General features: G+C 42.5%; 14 protein-coding genes and 1 pseudogene. 4 read left to right on the forward strand and 11 right to left on the reverse strand.

The features are described from left to right. The first annotated feature begins 211 nt into the window (after window positions 1-211). Window positions 212-934: a hypothetical protein gene (locus RFF05_RS07055; RefSeq protein ID WP_409969660.1), complete on the forward strand. Its 723-nt coding sequence runs from the start codon at window positions 212-214 to the stop codon at window positions 932-934. 357 nt (window positions 935-1,291) lie between these two features. On the opposite strand, the gene RFF05_RS07060 is transcribed toward RFF05_RS07055, so the two are convergent. Further along, a complete protein-coding gene (locus RFF05_RS07060; protein WP_409967200.1) occupies window positions 1,292-2,320 on the reverse strand; it encodes an IS5 family transposase in 1,029 nt (342 codons plus the stop codon). Between the two features lie 66 nt (window positions 2,321-2,386). Then, window positions 2,387-2,713 carry a hypothetical protein gene (locus RFF05_RS07065; protein ID WP_409969661.1) on the reverse strand — a complete coding sequence of 109 codons (327 nt, stop codon included), beginning with the start codon at window positions 2,711-2,713 and terminating at the stop codon, window positions 2,387-2,389. Window positions 2,714-3,045: 332 nt separating this feature from the next. Between RFF05_RS07065 and RFF05_RS07070 the strand changes: the two are divergent. Together RFF05_RS07070 and RFF05_RS07075 are read left to right on the forward strand one after the other, a co-directional pair. Continuing rightward, window positions 3,046-3,510 (forward strand): annotated as a pseudogene (locus tag RFF05_RS07070) (polysaccharide deacetylase family protein); the annotation flags it as partial. A 451-nt stretch (window positions 3,511-3,961) separates the two neighbouring features. Then, complete coding sequence (locus RFF05_RS07075; RefSeq protein WP_409969662.1) at window positions 3,962-4,966, forward strand: aldo/keto reductase; 1,005 nt, start codon at window positions 3,962-3,964, stop codon at window positions 4,964-4,966. 136 nt (window positions 4,967-5,102) lie between these two features. Here RFF05_RS07075 and RFF05_RS07080 read toward each other — a convergent pair whose 3' ends face one another. The 5 genes from RFF05_RS07080 to RFF05_RS07100 all read right to left on the reverse strand — a co-directional run bounded on the left by RFF05_RS07080 (window position 5,103) and on the right by RFF05_RS07100 (window position 10,143). Next, a complete protein-coding gene (locus RFF05_RS07080) occupies window positions 5,103-5,903 on the reverse strand; it encodes a 5-deoxy-glucuronate isomerase (RefSeq protein ID WP_409969663.1) in 801 nt (266 codons plus the stop codon). Between the two features lie 82 nt (window positions 5,904-5,985). Continuing rightward, window positions 5,986-7,260 (reverse strand): TRAP transporter large permease, encoded by a 1,275-nt coding sequence (locus RFF05_RS07085; RefSeq protein ID WP_409969664.1) that lies wholly within the window; start codon window positions 7,258-7,260, stop codon window positions 5,986-5,988. Continuing rightward, on the reverse strand, window positions 7,260-7,772 hold the full coding sequence (locus RFF05_RS07090; RefSeq protein ID WP_409969665.1) for a TRAP transporter small permease: 513 nt from the start codon (window positions 7,770-7,772) through the stop codon (window positions 7,260-7,262). The genes RFF05_RS07085 and RFF05_RS07090 overlap by 1 nt, the downstream gene beginning before the upstream one ends. A 107-nt stretch (window positions 7,773-7,879) precedes the next feature. Further along, window positions 7,880-8,926: a TRAP transporter substrate-binding protein gene (locus RFF05_RS07095; protein WP_409969666.1), complete on the reverse strand. Its 1,047-nt coding sequence runs from the start codon at window positions 8,924-8,926 to the stop codon at window positions 7,880-7,882. Between the two features lie 188 nt (window positions 8,927-9,114). Beyond that, window positions 9,115-10,143, reverse strand: coding sequence for an IS5 family transposase (locus tag RFF05_RS07100; RefSeq protein WP_409969667.1), 1,029 nt, complete (start codon window positions 10,141-10,143; stop codon window positions 9,115-9,117). Window positions 10,144-10,801: 658 nt separating this feature from the next. Here RFF05_RS07100 and RFF05_RS07105 point away from each other — a divergent pair. Then, window positions 10,802-11,830, forward strand: coding sequence for an IS5 family transposase (locus tag RFF05_RS07105; RefSeq protein WP_409967200.1), 1,029 nt, complete (start codon window positions 10,802-10,804; stop codon window positions 11,828-11,830). A gap of 158 nt (window positions 11,831-11,988) precedes the next feature. On the opposite strand, the gene RFF05_RS07110 is transcribed toward RFF05_RS07105, so the two are convergent. From RFF05_RS07110 to RFF05_RS07125, 4 genes are read right to left on the reverse strand one after another with little or no spacing between them, the layout of a single operon-like run. Then, window positions 11,989-13,461, reverse strand: a complete 1,473-nt coding sequence (locus tag RFF05_RS07110) for an LlaJI family restriction endonuclease (protein WP_409969668.1) — start codon at window positions 13,459-13,461, stop codon at window positions 11,989-11,991. Beyond that, window positions 13,458-15,479, reverse strand: a complete 2,022-nt coding sequence (locus tag RFF05_RS07115; RefSeq protein ID WP_409969669.1) for an McrB family protein — start codon at window positions 15,477-15,479, stop codon at window positions 13,458-13,460. The genes RFF05_RS07110 and RFF05_RS07115 overlap by 4 nt, the downstream gene beginning before the upstream one ends. A 2-nt stretch (window positions 15,480-15,481) precedes the next feature. Beyond that, window positions 15,482-16,750, reverse strand: a complete 1,269-nt coding sequence (locus tag RFF05_RS07120; protein WP_409969670.1) for a DNA cytosine methyltransferase — start codon at window positions 16,748-16,750, stop codon at window positions 15,482-15,484. Window positions 16,751-16,791: 41 nt separating this feature from the next. Next, on the reverse strand, window positions 16,792-17,016 hold the full coding sequence (locus RFF05_RS07125; protein ID WP_409969671.1) for a helix-turn-helix domain-containing protein: 225 nt from the start codon (window positions 17,014-17,016) through the stop codon (window positions 16,792-16,794). Between the last annotated feature and the right edge of the window lie 191 nt (window positions 17,017-17,207).

The raw sequence follows: 17,207 nt of genomic DNA on the forward strand, positions 1-17,207 counted from the left end.
CAAAACACCAAACACTCAACACATTAGTAGTAATATATTGCTTGATTTTACATTTTTTTCTAATACAATTTTACCATCCCTAGCATTACTTTGCAAGAAAATTCAATTTCTTGTTGGCATATAAATCGACCACCTTGCCGCTATACAATAAAAATTCTCTTTTTTTCGCACTCACAGCCTGCGTTTATTGATTTTTTATTCATCATATGATATGTTAGATGTTAAGAAATACCAAGTTTTCTCTTTTACTAAGGCGGTGATTATCTTGAAGAAAATCTCTACGAAGCAACAATTTCTCAATCTACTTGCGCATGCTGATAAAATCATTCCGTTATCCGAAGCTCAATCCATGTTGGTATCTGACGATATAACACCAACAGCATTCAATCAAGCGCTATATGAACTTCTTATTAGCGGTCGAATTTCTTGCTCTCCTGCGGGCGTAACACTATATACTCAAACGCTACACCAATGGATCAACAACCTCGAAGACCTCTTTAAGAAAACGATTTTAACCGAGTTCTTTAACGGCGAAAACACAACTTCCCTATCTATGCAAGAAATACGAATCCATCTAAAAGAAGCCTTAAAAAGCAGACCTCCCTTAGTAGAAGATTCTTTTAGAAAGATTTTTGGGCAGTACAAATTTGATCTAGATAGTTTCACAACTATATTGGCGCAACCTTCTTATGTATATCGCTATTTAAATGAAACTTGCAAAAAAGGAAAACCTGATTGGCGTGATATTCGCCATGACATGAGCTTTAGCGAAGAATCTCGTATGACTACCACAGATTTAATTACAAGCAAAGGCCTTTTAATAGATTCTTCTGAAATCGCCTTTTCTTCTGAATCAGTACTTTATTTTCTTTTGAAAAGCAGAAGACAGAAGTTTCAGAAAAAGACATTTATGCCCAATATGTGGCGTTCTTAGAGCACCAATCGCCCATCCCTGCAGGTTTAGAATTAAACTTCAGTAAATTCTCAAATCTTTTAAAGGAAAGCGCACATTTAATTTTTGGAAAAGCTGGCTACGTCCGTTTTCGAGAAACCGTTGAGAAAAAAGATCGCCAACTCATTGGCAAGTTAAAATTATCTCACTATAAAAACCAATACATCTCCTCAGAAATAATATTTGGCAACCTCTAATAACTGAGGTTTTGCCCGTTTCATTTTGCGTTTCTATGATTTTTTCGGAAAATCCACAGTTTTTATCTTGGTGAACGCACAAAGACCAAAATAACCACTGTATCTTGCTTTTTTGGGGGATATTTCCCCCAAAAGGGCAGACTTACCCCTTGGCAAACTCACCTCGCTTTAAAATTTCATACCGACAAATGTTATACACCAGATTTGTCAGCCCTATATTGAATATCGCACGGTCTATGCCGATGGAACGCACAGTGATGCCCTTCATGGAGCCTGTCATAAATCCAAAAACGTGTTCTACCCTGGCTCTAATTTTGGATTTTTGGCGGTTGTTTTCCTTTTGCTCTGGGGTCAGTGGGTGATTGCGATAGCCTTTTTCATTGATTCGAGTTTCTACTGTTTCAGGAAGATTTGCTAGCAATTCTTCCCCTGTATAGGCACTATCTGCGTATAAAACAGCATCTTCTTCTGTGATTAACTCGGCGAGGGCTTGACTATCGTGGACGTTGGCGCTGGTGACGGTGTAGCCGGTAATGATTTTGCTGTCGGCATCCACTTTTACGTGGTCTTTATAGCCATAATGCCGCTCGTTATTTTTCTTTGTCCAGCGGGCATCCGTATCTTTTTGGCTCAATTTGTGAGCATTTTCAGGCTTTTCCCATTCTTCTGGTACCTTGCCCTCTTTGATGGTTGCATTCTCATCTCGATGATTTCTTTGGCGAGGTGCATCCACGAAAGTTGCGTCTACAATCGTACCTTCACGAGTGATAATGCCTGCATCTAACAGCATTTTATTGAAATGATGGAACAATTTATCCATTACGTTAGCCTTCATCAGCGTGTCACGAAACAGCCAAATGGTTTTGGAATCGGGCACTCTGTCCCCCAGCCCCAAGCCCAAAAAGCGCATAAAACTCATGCGGTCATTGATTTGAAACTCCATTTGGTCATCGCTGAGATTGTAAAGACGTTGCAAAATCAATATTTTAAGCATCAAAATCAGGTCATAGGGCGGACGCCCACCAAGTCCTTTGTGTTCTTTTTTGGTAGCTTTTTTCAAAATTGGGCGAAACTGCTCCCAGTTGATAACTGTGTTCAATCGAACCAACGAATCGCCCAGTTTGCTCAACTTTTCCAATCTGTTTTCTTCACTAAAAAATCCAATTTGCATGTTCGTCACCGCCCTTTTTTCTTATGTCCATTATACTACAGATTTTGCCAAATTGATAGCGGGTTTTTAGAGATTGCCATTAGGATTATTAACAGTATTGGTTATAATCTCACAAAAAGGATTTATGCTAATTGGTTCATCACTTAGCGGAACACGTTCAATCTCTTCTGTTGTGATGACAAATCTTTTTGTTGATTTTGGGCGCTGCTTATATTCTTCCGCTTTTATTATTGCTTCGTCTAATTTACCCGAGACAAACTGAAAGCACTTTACCAAGCGTTCTTGACTTACTACAGAATCATCAGGAACTGCATTCCCTGAAATGGGATCTATTCCTTTTGCTAATTGATCAATATACATTTTTGCACGTTTAGTAACTTCAATATCTGTCATAGTGGCACATCTCCTTTTGATTTATCTAAGCAAAATTTATGTTATTTTTCTACTTGTGTTCAGTGTAACACATCTCTTTAATTTTAACAAGATTGAGGCCATTGTCTCCCTCTTGGAAGGGGTTGGTATCGACTGTGAGGGCCGTCATGATTGGGGATGAGGCGCTCGTTTTCACTACCCTCAAAAAGTAAGCTTATATCCCTCTTATATGCGTAAAAACTTGCATTTTAAGCTTATCTGTAGTATGATAGTGGAAAGAGTAAGAGTGCGATAATCCTTGGTAGATAAGGGATTAGCGCACTCTTACATCAGCTTGGGGGAATGAGGATACCCAGATGCTGATTGATATTTTGGAGACTTACGATGTGAAGACCACCTTCTTCGTTGTTGGGGAGTGGGCAGAGAAGTACCCCGAATCTGTCAAGGCTTTGGCTAGCGCTGGGCATGAGATTCAGAGTCACTCTGACGACCATGCCCATTATAACAATCTATCGGAAGCTGACCTGCTTGCTGACCTCCAATCGGCCAACGATCGCATCGCTGCCATCACTGGCGTGACCCCTACCCTCATCCGTTGCCCTTATGGCGAGTACAACAACACCGTGGTTTCTACCATCCGCTCCATCGGCATGGAGCCCATCCAATGGGATGTGGATACGTGTGATATAGATGCAAAGCGACTCAAATATTCAAACAAAGTCTCAGAAGATTACATCTTCTGGAGCTTTTTGGTTCTAACACTGCACAAGCTTACCAACAAAAGACACCCCTTGGAAAGGGGTGTCTTTTGTTGGTAACATCCACATCGGCAATAGCTCTTTTATACTGTCCATTGCGCTGACCACATTCTCCCTTGCATTGTTTTCCCTTTTTCTTCCTTAATGTATCCTTTTTTATCCCACTCCTTTTATTTGTTTTTGTAAAGTACAAATCAGAGAAAAATATTCCAATTATTTTGTATATTTGTAACATTCATTTGTTCCGATTTAACACACTTACAGCGGATAGATCGCATAGATTTATCGTCGCTCTAACCCAGCCCCGCCATACCACTTCTCCGTTGTGGACTTCCATGCGACGTTTCTGGACAAACGTGCTGGCGACGCATCTCTTTTCCTCGAAGGGGATGGCGTTGTACATTTTCACAATATCCTAAATATATGCAAAAAGAAGGGGATATTACTTGCAAGTGGTATGACGATTTGGTATAATAAGGATAGAATCTCAAAACGAAAAGGAGAACGGACTATGGAAAAGAGAATTTTAGGTAATTCTGGCATTGCCGTGAGCCCCATTGCCATTGGGTGCTGGTCTTTCGGCGGTGGCGCCTATTGGGGTGAACAATCCCAAAAAGATGTGGACGCTGTGGTAAACATGGCGCTGGACAACCAAGTGAACCTGTTTGACTGTGCTGAAGTGTACAACGACGGGGACAGCGAACTGTCTTTGGGCAAGGCTCTAAAGGGTCGCCGTGACGAAGCCGTCATCATCACCAAGCAAGTCATCACCCCTGACCAAGACGATACCATCGCCCGCTTTGAAGCCTCTTTGAAGCGACTGGATACCGACTTTGTGGATGTAATGATGATTCACTGGCCCACCAATGACCGTGCCTTGATGGAACGCACCTTGACACGCTACCAACAACTGGTGGACGCTGGCAAAGTGAAGGCCATCGGCATCAGCAACTTTGGCGTGAAGCAAATGACCATGGTGAAGGAGCTGGGCTTTACCTCCTGTGTCAACGAACTCCATTATAACATTGCCTCCCGTGCCATTGAGCACGAAATCATCCCTATGTGCCAAGACCATGGCATGGGCGTGCTGACCTATGTGTCCTTGCAACAAGGGGTACTCACTGGCAAGTATCAATCCTTTGCAGACATCCCCCCTCGCCAAGCCCGTTATCGTCACTACGATGTGTGCCGTAGCCAAGGGATGCACGATCACAAGGGTTCTGGCGCAGAAGCCGAATTGACCGCATTGTTGTCTGTATTGGACGGCGTTGCCAAGGAACAAAACGTCACCATTATGGAAGTGGTACTGGGTTGGGCTCTGCGCCAACAAGGCATCACCAGCGCCATCGTTGGGTGCCGCAATCTGGAACAACTGTCTGACAACTTGAAAGGCGGCAGCTTTGTGATGGACGACGCAACCTGCGACCTGCTGACCAAGGCCAGCCAACCCATCTACGAAAAGCTGGGCACCTGCGCCGATTATCTCTTCCCCGTTGACCAATGCCGCGTGATTTAATCCCTTTATCAGCGGATTGACGACCCTTATTCTAACAAACAGAGCTGTTGCAAACCCATGGTCTGCAACAGCTCTGTTTTCATGATTTTTTATGATTTTCACACAAGGTCACTGACGGATAAATCAGCAAACTGGCTTAAAAATTTTCTTGCAGGGGGTCTAGCACAGCCAAATCATAACGACGGCTGGCATGGCTATGGGCACCTAGCACCCAGAAATACCAGTTCCGTCCACCGGGTGTGCCCACAGTGGGATGATAGCCCATGGGTGCTTGCACCATGGTGCCAGAAGTGACCACATGTGCCACTACATCATCATATTCGCCACTTTTCAGGTAGCTCAAGTGCAGACCGAAGCGGGGAGCAGGGATGTTGAAATAGCAGTACACTTCTTCCAAATCCTTTTCATGTTGGTGAGGAGGCCAGCTGGTCCAGCCACCATCGTTGCCCCAAGTCAAGCCAGCAATCAAGCGAGAAGCCTTATCTTGAGGATTGAGGGTGAACATCACTTCACGGCTCCCAGAACCAGACCCGTGGATTTGATGGATGTCGCCCAGAGGCAAGGACAAATCAAAGCTACGGAAGAATGGTTCGCCAATCCCTTCGCACACAGCCCCGCCAATATAGAAGATACAATCTTCCACAGCGGTAATGGTGACGGTATTTTTGCCAGGGATATAGAACGAGTCGTATTGCTTCATGGTTTGGGTCAACACGGGATGATTAGACAGCTGTGCAGCACCAGCAATCAGTGCGGCATTGAGTTCCAAACCCTCTGAATCCAAGGTGTATGTATCACCTGCAACCAAATTTAAACGAAAAATTTGGGTGTCATAGCATTCGCATTTTTCAGGGGTGATGACAGGGTGGAACCCAGGGATTTCTGGAGATTGTACACTCCATTGCTCCATGCGAGCTTGATTTTCTTTATTACGCATAAAAATACCTCCAATGTTTATTTAAGACACAACGAACCCCTATGCACACAAGGGAGCAAGGGGTTCGTTGTCTTATAACGACTTACAGGAACCAGGTGCTGAAGAAGGGAACGATGACAACCAGCAAGAACACAAACACATAGCCAATGAAGAATGGCCATTGCCCCTTGACGATTTCACCCATTTTCAATTTACTCACAGTGGTAGCAGCGAAGATATTCACAGCCACAGGTGGGGTCATGGTGCCAACCACGTTGGCGATGGACACGATCATACCAAAGTGGATGACGTTCACGTCCAGTGCTTGTGCGATGGGCCAGAACACTGGCACCAGCAATACGCAGGTGGCGATACCTTCCAAGAAGGTGCCGAAAATCAACAGAATCACAGCAACCATCAAGCAGAACATGGTGGCAGAGAGATCCATGGACACAACAAAGTTGACCAACTGGGCAGAAATGCCAGTGAAGGCAAACATCCAAGCAAAGGCAGTGGACGTGGCGATGATAAACAAAATCATAGCGGAGCTCTTAGCGGAGTCAATGAAGATTTGATACAAATCTTTGATGCTTACTTCGCGGTAGATGAAGATACCAGCAATCAAAGACCACACCACAGCCACAGCAGAAGATTCGGTGGGGGTCAGCAGACCAGAATAAATGCCACCCAAAATAATCACAGGCAGCATCAAAGCAGGAATGGCCTTGAAGAAGGAGATGAAAAACTCCTTCACATCAAAGTGAATTTCATCTTTTGGCCATTGTTCCTTACGGGCATATACGAACACCACAATCACCAAAGCAAAGATAATGGTCATACCGATAGACAGACCAGCGGTGAACAAATCACCCACAGAGGCACTGGTAATGGTGGCATATACCACCATGATAATGCTGGGAGGGATGATGGGGCCAAGGCCACCAGAGACCACCAACAAACCAGCCGTACGATCTGGTGGATACCCCATTTTCACCATTTCTGGATACATCATAACGCCGATGGCCACCACGGTGGCAGGGGCAGAGCCAGACAATGCTGCAAAAAATGCACATGCGATGATCAGCGTCATAGCCATACCGCCACGGACACCCCCGATTAAGCTACGGGCAAAATCGCAAATACGACGAGAGATACCACCACGGGTCATAACATTACCAGCCAACACGAAAAAGGCGATGGCCATAATAGATGTGGAGTCCAAGCCAGCGAAAATACGTTGGGCAATGGTGGCAAAGCTGACGGTGATAGAGGAATCAAATACAATGGTACACAAGGTAGCAATGCCCAAAGACATAGCAATGGGAGCCCCAATGATTAACAAAATAGCAAATGAGCCAAATAAAATAAAACCAGCCATTATGTATTTTCCTCCTTCTCTGTCATTTCAGCTTTTGGTTTCCCAAAATTCCGGAATTGGTTCACCAATGTTACCATTTGCACAATGGTGATAATGCCAAAACTTAGCACCAAAGAGAAGTAAGGCACAGACATGGGAATCCCCAAACCTGGAGTCATTTGGCCTACATTCAACTGGGTGATCACCATGGTCATGCCGCTTTTGCACATAATGGCAGCAAAGCCGATGACGATGATACGGGTGATGATTGCAAAAATATCATGCAACACCTTGGGCAGATGGTCAACAAACGCACTGACGCTGATTTGGGTACCATCACGTAGACCCAATTCAGTGCCCAAGAGCACCATGTACACCATGCAATAGCGGGAAATTTCTTCAAACCCAGTGAAGGGAATTTTGAAAATGTTACGGTTGATAACCTGAATAAAGCAGGTGATAACCATGACACTAAAGGTTAAAACCAGAATAAAGTTTTCAAGGTTTTGCAACCAAGTTAAAATTCGTTTCATGAAACTAGGCTCCTTTCAGCCGCGAAATGAAGAAACGGGAGTCGACTTTAACAAGGCGACTCCCGCTTCTATTACAATCGATGAGTCAAAGACCAACCAATTTTAGCTTAAGCAACAGAGGCGATGGCAGCTTGCACAGCATCTTCCCATTCGGAATCAAAGGTAAAGCCTTTTTCAGCAACCTTTGCTTGATAAGCTGCTTGCAGTTCAGCAACATCGATGTCGTGGAATTCCACGCCCAGTTCCATCAGTTCTACAGTAGCTTCTTCGTTGGATTGTACCAGCAGAGCACGTTCGTATTCAACGCCTTCTTGCACAGCAGCCATGAAGGGTTCTTGCAGTTCTTCGGGAATCTTGTTCCAAGCGCTTTCAGACATACACATCAGAATGTACACGAAAGCATGGCTGGAGTTGGTGACATGCTTGGTCACTTCATAGTAACCAGAGTTCAAGCAGTTAGCAGTTGCGTTTTCGCAAGCATCAATGGTGCCTTGTTGCAGAGCGGTGAACACATCGTTATAAGACATAACGATGGGCATTGCACCGAAGGATTCAAAAGCAGCTTGGTGATATGCATTTTCCATGACACGGATGGTAACGCCACTGTAATCTTCCATGGAGAGGATGGGTTCAGTGGAGAAGGTGTTACGGAAGCCGGATTCCAGGAAGCCGATGACTTCCATGCCCAGAGCACGTGCTTCTTCTTTCACCAATTCGCCCAGTTCGCCGTCAACGGCAGCGTGAGCTTCATCAGCGTTTTTCCACAGATAGGCTTGGTCCAAAATGCCCATTTCGGGGATGAAGTTGGTCATAACGGAGTTGGCACAAGTAGCAATGTCCAAGCTACCATCCATAGCCATTTCAACCATGGCGCGTTCGTCGCCCAGAGCACCGCTGGAATACACTTCGATTTGGATTTGGCCGTCGGTGGCTTCTGCTACCAATTCAGCAATTTTTTGGCCACCTTGCACATATGGAGAGGTGTCAGGGTCATTGAAGCCCATTTTCAAAACGATAGGATCTGCCACTTCGGTGGTAGAGCTGCTAGAAGAGCTAGAGCTGGAAGTGGAGGTGGCGCTAGAGCTAGAGCTAGAGCAAGCCACCAAGCTGAGCATCATTGCGGATGCCATAAACAATGCAAGTAATTTCTTCATAATCTTCAAGAATCTCCCTTACTTTTCTTTTTAAGGCAACCTCTAATAACTGAGGTTTTGCCCGTTTCATTTTGCGTTTCTATGATTTTTTCGGAAAATCCACAGTTTTTATCTTGGTGAACGCACAAAGACCAAAATAACCACTGTATCTTGCTTTTTTGGGGGATATTTCCCCCAAAAGGGCAGACTTACCCCTTGGCAAACTCACCTCGCTTTAAAATTTCATACCGACAAATGTTATACACCAGATTTGTCAGCCCTATATTGAATATCGCACGGTCTATGCCGATGGAACGCACAGTGATGCCCTTCATGGAGCCTGTCATAAATCCAAAAACGTGTTCTACCCTGGCTCTAATTTTGGATTTTTGGCGGTTGTTTTCCTTTTGCTCTGGGGTCAGTGGGTGATTGCGATAGCCTTTTTCATTGATTCGAGTTTCTACTGTTTCAGGAAGATTTGCTAGCAATTCTTCCCCTGTATAGGCACTATCTGCGTATAAAACAGCATCTTCTTCTGTGATTAACTCGGCGAGGGCTTGACTATCGTGGACGTTGGCGCTGGTGACGGTGTAGCCGGTAATGATTTTGCTGTCGGCATCCACTTTTACGTGGTCTTTATAGCCATAATGCCGCTCGTTATTTTTCTTTGTCCAGCGGGCATCCGTATCTTTTTGGCTCAATTTGTGAGCATTTTCAGGCTTTTCCCATTCTTCTGGTACCTTGCCCTCTTTGATGGTTGCATTCTCATCTCGATGATTTCTTTGGCGAGGTGCATCCACGAAAGTTGCGTCTACAATCGTACCTTCACGAGTGATAATGCCTGCATCTAACAGCATTTTATTGAAATGATGGAACAATTTATCCATTACGTTAGCCTTCATCAGCGTGTCACGAAACAGCCAAATGGTTTTGGAATCGGGCACTCTGTCCCCCAGCCCCAAGCCCAAAAAGCGCATAAAACTCATGCGGTCATTGATTTGAAACTCCATTTGGTCATCGCTGAGATTGTAAAGACGTTGCAAAATCAATATTTTAAGCATCAAAATCAGGTCATAGGGCGGACGCTCACCAAGTCCTTTGTGTTCTTTTTTGGTAGCTTTTTTCAAAATTGGGCGAAACTGCTCCCAGTTGATAACTGTGTTCAATCGAACCAACGAATCGCCCAGTTTGCTCAACTTTTCCAATCTGTTTTCTTCACTAAAAAATCCAATTTGCATGTTCGTCACCGCCCTTTTTTCTTATGTCCATTATACTACAGATTTTGCCAAATTGATAGCGGGTTTTTAGAGATTGCCTTAAGTAAACACATCCGCTATAAAGTAATCAGATGTATTCCTCACTTAAGAAAATACTATATTTTACCGCCAACTGCAAGAGAAACTTTACAGTTTAGCAAAAAATTAGACACATGTACAATTTTTCTTTCCGCTCTTAGTCGTTTTGCACAAGGGATATTTTTTGTGCATTTTCTCTAATATCATATTTCCAAACGGCAATAACAAGGTGTTTTTTGGTAAAAATGCAACAATTTCCAATATTTACATTCAAATCCTATAAAACAGCTTCCCAAACCCATCGAACTGTCTCCAAATGCCCCCTCCCACAGGGCCACGGCCATTTAATCCACCATATTTTATCAATAATCAGCAAAATCACAGTTGCTTGAACCGTCCTATCCCGCCCGTTTAAGCATGCGTATGGTTAGGAATGGTTCTATTTGCCCAGTGGGTCACCGTCTACACAAACACGCATTTACATTTATTGGCAATTTTGTCGAAATTCGTCAGATTTAATATAGGCAATCTCTAAAAACCCGCTATCAATTTGGCAAAATCTGTAGTATAATGGACATAAGAAAAAAGGGCGGTGACGAACATGCAAATTGGATTTTTTAGTGAAGAAAACAGATTGGAAAAGTTGAGCAAACTGGGCGATTCGTTGGTTCGATTGAACACAGTTATCAACTGGGAGCAGTTTCGCCCAATTTTGAAAAAAGCTACCAAAAAAGAACACAAAGGACTTGGTGGGCGTCCGCCCTATGACCTGATTTTGATGCTTAAAATATTGATTTTGCAACGTCTTTACAATCTCAGCGATGACCAAATGGAGTTTCAAATCAATGACCGCATGAGTTTTATGCGCTTTTTGGGCTTGGGGCTGGGGGACAGAGTGCCCGATTCCAAAACCATTTGGCTGTTTCGTGACACGCTGATGAAGGCTAACGTAATGGATAAATTGTTCCATCATTTCAATAAAATGCTGTTAGATGCAGGCATTATCACTCGTGAAGGTACGATTGTAGACGCAACTTTCGTGGATGCACCTCGCCAAAGAAATCATCGAGATGAGAATGCAACCATCAAAGAGGGCAAGGTACCAGAAGAATGGGAAAAGCCTGAAAATGCTCACAAATTGAGCCAAAAAGATACGGATGCCCGCTGGACAAAGAAAAATAACGAGCGGCATTATGGCTATAAAGACCACGTAAAAGTGGATGCCGACAGCAAAATCATTACCGGCTACACCGTCACCAGCGCCAACGTCCACGATAGTCAAGCCCTCGCCGAGTTAATCACAGAAGAAGATGCTGTTTTATACGCAGATAGTGCCTATACAGGGGAAGAATTGCTAGCAAATCTTCCTGAAACAGTAGAAACTCGAATCAATGAAAAAGGCTATCGCAATCACCCACTGACCCCAGAGCAAAAGGAAAACAACCGCCAAAAATCCAAAATTAGAGCCAGGGTAGAACACGTTTTTGGATTTATGACAGGCTCCATGAAGGGCATCACTGTGCGTTCCATCGGCATAGACCGTGCGATATTCAATATAGGGCTGACAAATCTGGTGTATAACATTTGTCGGTATGAAATTTTAAAGCGAGGTGAGTTTGCCAAGGGGTAAGTCTGCCCTTTTGGGGAAATATCCCCCAAAAAAGCAAGATACAGTGGTTATTTTGGTCTTTGTGCGTTCACCAAGATAAAAACTGTGGATTTTCCGAAAAAATCATAGAAACGCAAAATGAAACGGGCAAAACCTCAGTTATTAGAGGTTGCCTTGTTTTATAGATGTAAAGTCTGAATGTCCATTTTTCTATTAGACAAATAGTACTGAAATAGGGATTTAGCGGGAATCATACGGATTTGGATGTCCTGTAAATCCAAAGCACTTAGCATAGCGAGAGAAACTTCACCTGCTGCAATAATCTCACTTTTTTCAGTGGGCATGAGAAAACAATTACGCACATCGGAGATTCCGTGGCTCTTAATAAATTGTTGATAGGCAAGCTGGTATAAATACTGCTTTGTAATTGATTCGATTCCGGGCTGGCCACGGAGCGGCTTCCCTTTTTCTAATTGGAGATTGTAATACTTCGCATCAAATATAATGAACTGGTATCCTTCTTCGCTACGAATAATGGAGACCAAGTCGGGAATCAGCGTGTCTTTAGCCTCTTTTTTGAAACACTCTCCACTTGCCGCGGTTCCCAACCACTGTGGCTTGTCGATTAAGTCAATCAGTCTTTGCTGCTTTATCGCTTCGTATTCGGGATTTAGCGGAATGGGCAATTTTAATGCACTGAGTTGCTTTTGGAGTTGATTATCCAGGACATCGGCACAAGTTTTTTCCCATACAAGGTTAAAGCTGTTGGTACCGAACATACTAAAGCAATCCAAATCATCTAAGGTGTTGCTATTGGCAACATAGGCATATAACGTCTTGAGTAACAGCTGTTTTCTAGTGTTGAACTGGATATGCAATTCCTTTGAAATACGGTCAAGAACATAGTCTTTATCACCAAAGTCATCTAATTCCTCGTCAGACAAGTCCACACCAAGCATATCAAACAAGTCCAACAAATCCGCATCATCTAGTTCCTTGCTACATCGAGACAAGATACACTCATGCAATCGATTGAAGAAATCGTAATCATCATTGGTATGCTTAATGGTGAATAACTCTGGATAATATGGACGATTATTGTAAATTAGTGCAAAGGTTTCATTAATGGACTTGTCCCACAAAATATCCCCAGATCCGTTAGTTTCGATAATATCTTGCGTATTAGTATACGAGCCATGCTCAAAGTAATCATGCAATAGGAACAGCATAACTGCCAACATATTAAAGGCACTGTTATCACTGCTATCGTTATACATACGAATGATTTGCTCTTTTGAGTTGTACTTCTCTAGAACCTTTAGAATCTGCTTCAGTTCGCTTTTGGGTTCTGTGGCGCTCAACAGATACTTAGGGTAGCACTTCAGAACACACCCTTCTATGGTAATGACACCTACAAAGGTGAACACATATAGATGCTCATTTTCTCCGACCTCAACGTCGGCAATTTCGATATCCTCATCCACTAAATCTGTGAGATTTTTTTGTATATCTTCAGCCTTGACCGCTTTCAGTACACCGTACTCTTTCAAGCGTTTTAGAATACGGACAGACTTGTCCTCTGTGCAACAGAGTTTTTGTGTGAGTTCAGCCTGATTATACCGCTTCTGCTCTCGTAAAAAAACTGATATCATGTAGCATCATCCTCTGAAGATCCCTCTATCATTTTTCCGACTTCATCACCAAGGATCTGTCCAAAAATATAGATTCCCTTTTCGTCAAATTCTTGGCATATTTTAGAATACAGATTTTTTTCTGTACAGTCCATAAATAAACTTGGCCGTTTTTGCTTGGCGGCATCATCGAAAAGGTACATAATCACTTTGTTCTTGAATACACGAATAAACTTGGCGCTATCAATATCTTCGCCACTCATGATACTTTTCTTAGCGAGAAAATATGGCCCCATCAATTTGTCCTCATTGACTTTGAGCTCAATTAGTTTTGCGTTGATTGCTTTGCGAAGTGCATTCCACTCCACTTCACGCCGATTTGTATCTTGTCCTAAAACCACGATTTTCCCTGCGATTCCAGATTCGCTATCATCGATTCCCAGATAGGTGAACTCCCATCTCCGCTTGAAGGCTGTATCCATAGGGAATACCCCTTGGTCAGCACTATTCATGGTAGCCCAAATAAACATATTATCAGGAATTTGGATTTCATTGTAGTCGGAAGGTACACCGCCAAGTTGGCTAGCTAGATATTTTTTGATATCTTCGGATGCTTGAATTGCATACTCACTGACCTCATCATCATCACGATCTAATAGCTGAAATACCTCGCCAAACACAGCTGCTACGTTAGCACGGTTAATTTCTTCTATCATCAACAGATAAGGTTTAGGTGTGTCTGTTCTACTGTTTTTCAAGGCTTTGACCAAAGTGCGCATGAATGGCCCCGGCACATAGGAATAGGTGATGACATCATTATCAGCAGGAACAGGCTTATAAGTCCCAACGAAATTGGCATAGGAGTAATCTGGATGGAAGGTTACACGCTCATAATCGTCCGAATCAACAATCAAAGCATCCTTCTCTTTGTTGAGGGTATAACTCTTACCAGTGCCGGGAGCGCCAAAGAAGATGCGGTTACGGGGAAGTGGATTAACATAACCAGTTTTTAAACAGAATGGTGCTAAATCTTCAGACACATTTGCATTCGCTAGCTCAACAAGATAGCGGAGGTATGCTGTTAACCCTGCAGATAAGGCGCCATTCCCGTGAGAGTCATTAAACTCAGGATAATGCGCACTATCCTTAATTGATTGAATGATTGCCGGTAGTTCGGTGTCAGAATTAACTTCAAAAATAGACGTATATGGGGCAATTTCCGACTCGAACTCACTAGCAATTGCTTTTAGAGCGGTGATGTACTGTGTCCGAGTGCTTTCTGTGTAAGTTTCTCCATTACCTTTTTTAGCCTTCATTAACCACGTTTTGAAGGATTCCTCATTGCTTTTCGTTCCTGCTGCGAATTGACTACCACAATTTTGACTTGAAGTGTTCATAATGTAGTACTGGTCGAGCGGTTCATCTGATAGAAGCAAGCATGTGTGAATTCCAGAGCCTGAGTAAAGCGTTTGAATTTGCCCTGCAGCCTTTAAGTCAGCAGCTGACTTTTGAATTACGCCACTAAAAAGAATAGATTTAAAGCCAGTAGTATAGTTCATCTTGCTGTAAAACTCGGCTTGATTATCTTCAACAGCATTTTGATTATAAGTAACTTTAACCTTGTTGGAATTATAGAACCAACGATCTTTATAATTTTGTAAGTTAAAGCGCTTAATAAAGATATTAATGACTTCTTCGCTGGTGCATTCTCTTTCGAACCCATTCCTTCTCAAGAAAAAGACTGCACAAGATAGTAAATCAACTTTATTTTTAATATAGTTATCAAAAAAAGTAGATGCCCAATTCCTTGCAAAAATAATGTAGCTGGATTTCGCACTTCCAAAAGAGTCCTTAGGTTCCTTGTCAAAGACCAGACTCAATTGCCTGCGTAAGTTTTCGCCATCGATTGTATAACTAACATTTTCCTCGATATTTTCCACTAAGCAATGCAAGACACATAGTAAGCCACCTACTTTTGAATCGAGAGCTTCAATGTTTTTATTAGCTTGGGTTATAGTGTCTGTTGTAAAGTAATACATCGTTATTCATCCTCCAATTCGAGATATTTTGTCATACACTTTACTATTTCAGTTAAGACGGGAACTGATACGGAATTACCAAACTGTTTGTATGCTTGCGCTGCGGAAACTGGCAACTTAAAGCCATCGGGAAAGCCTTGCAGTCTAGCAGATTCACGAACAGATAATTTTCTTTCAATATCCCAAAGTTTTGGTGTCCGATTTGCGATAATAGTTGAGGCATACGAATCTAAACACGAGTAAAATGCTTCTTGGATTTGTGTTTTAGCTACATCTCCTACATGAAACCGCAAGCTACCATCTGGCTTTTGGAACGAAAATACGCCATATTTCCCCTTTTTTGTGTTTGGGTCATACTTAGAGTTGTCATGCTTAACTCTAACTTCATCTTCATGTTCAAAATGATATTTGATACGATCCAGTTCAAACTTAGGTAGAACTAGGGAAGGATCGCTATTATCTAAATCGATAATATCTCTGAGTACTGCACCTTTGCTGGTACCTTTCGGGAATTTAAACTCAACTTCCTTTTTAAAGCCAACACAATACCAGCGTTCTCTTTTCTGTGGTAGACCAAAGTCTAAGGAACTCAGAACACTTTCGTGAATATCGTAACCGAGTTCGTCTGTCAAGATGCTTCGAATGGTTTCTATCGTCCTACCGTTTTCGTGGGACACAATGCCCTTAACATTTTCCAAAAAAAACGCTTGAGGTTGTCTCTCTTTCAGTATTTCACATACATCAAAAAACAAAGTGCCTTTTGTTTTATCTTTGAAACCTAATTTTTGTCCAGAATAGCTAAATGGTTGGCACGGGAATCCAGCACAAAGAACGTCAAATTTTTGAGGAATTAGAGCCTTAATTTCGGGTTTAGTAATATCACCGAATGGTACTTCACCATAGTTCTCGAAATATGTTTGTTTTGCGGCTTCGTCCCATTCAGATGAGAATATACACCTTCCTCCAAGGTTCTGCATGGCCAAACGGAATCCGCCAATTCCAGCAAACAAATCAATAAATGTAAACGTTGGGTTTTCACTGGTCGGAAAAGGAATTCCGAATTCCTGATTGAAGCCATCTGTTGACGGCAGGTGTTCAATCTCAACTCCGTGCTCTAACAGTATTTTTTGGTATTCGCTTGCTTCATCATTGGCCTGCAATTGAATGTAATGGCTAAGTAATGCGTATGATTCATCGAATTGCTGATTCGACAGATAGGGAGACAGCTTTTTATAATTGGGATTTTGGTTGGTAGATAGACTTTTTTTCATGTATGTGTTCCTTCCGCACTCTTCTATATGAGAAATTTTAATTATACTTCTTTTAACCATTCGCTTTCCAGTTTCTCAAATGGCAGATTGTTCTGCTCACAAAAAGCCTTCAGGTTTTTCATCGCAGTCATGTTGGGCCTGCTACGTCCATTTTCCCATCTGTTTATTGTGGCTACTGATACTTTTATTTGTGCAGCGAAATCATCTTGGGTTAGAAAAAGTTTTTGCCGAACATATTTTAAATCGCTAGATAATGACATTAACATCGCCCTTTCCTTTCATTATAATAAAGTTATTATAGCATTAACCCATCATTCTGTAAAGAGTTGCACATATGGTTTCGCCTTTTATCAAAAAATTCAAAATGCCATAAGTAGCTAGATAAAACAGGGGCAATTTAATGACGATAACTGGGCTGATATTGTGTCCATTACATCTAGACTCTGCCACATGATGG

Origin of the sequence: Bengtsoniella intestinalis (genome assembly GCF_039719005.1) — a bacterium.
Taxonomy (GTDB): Bacteria; Bacillota; Clostridia; order Oscillospirales; family Oscillospiraceae; genus Oscillibacter; species Oscillibacter intestinalis.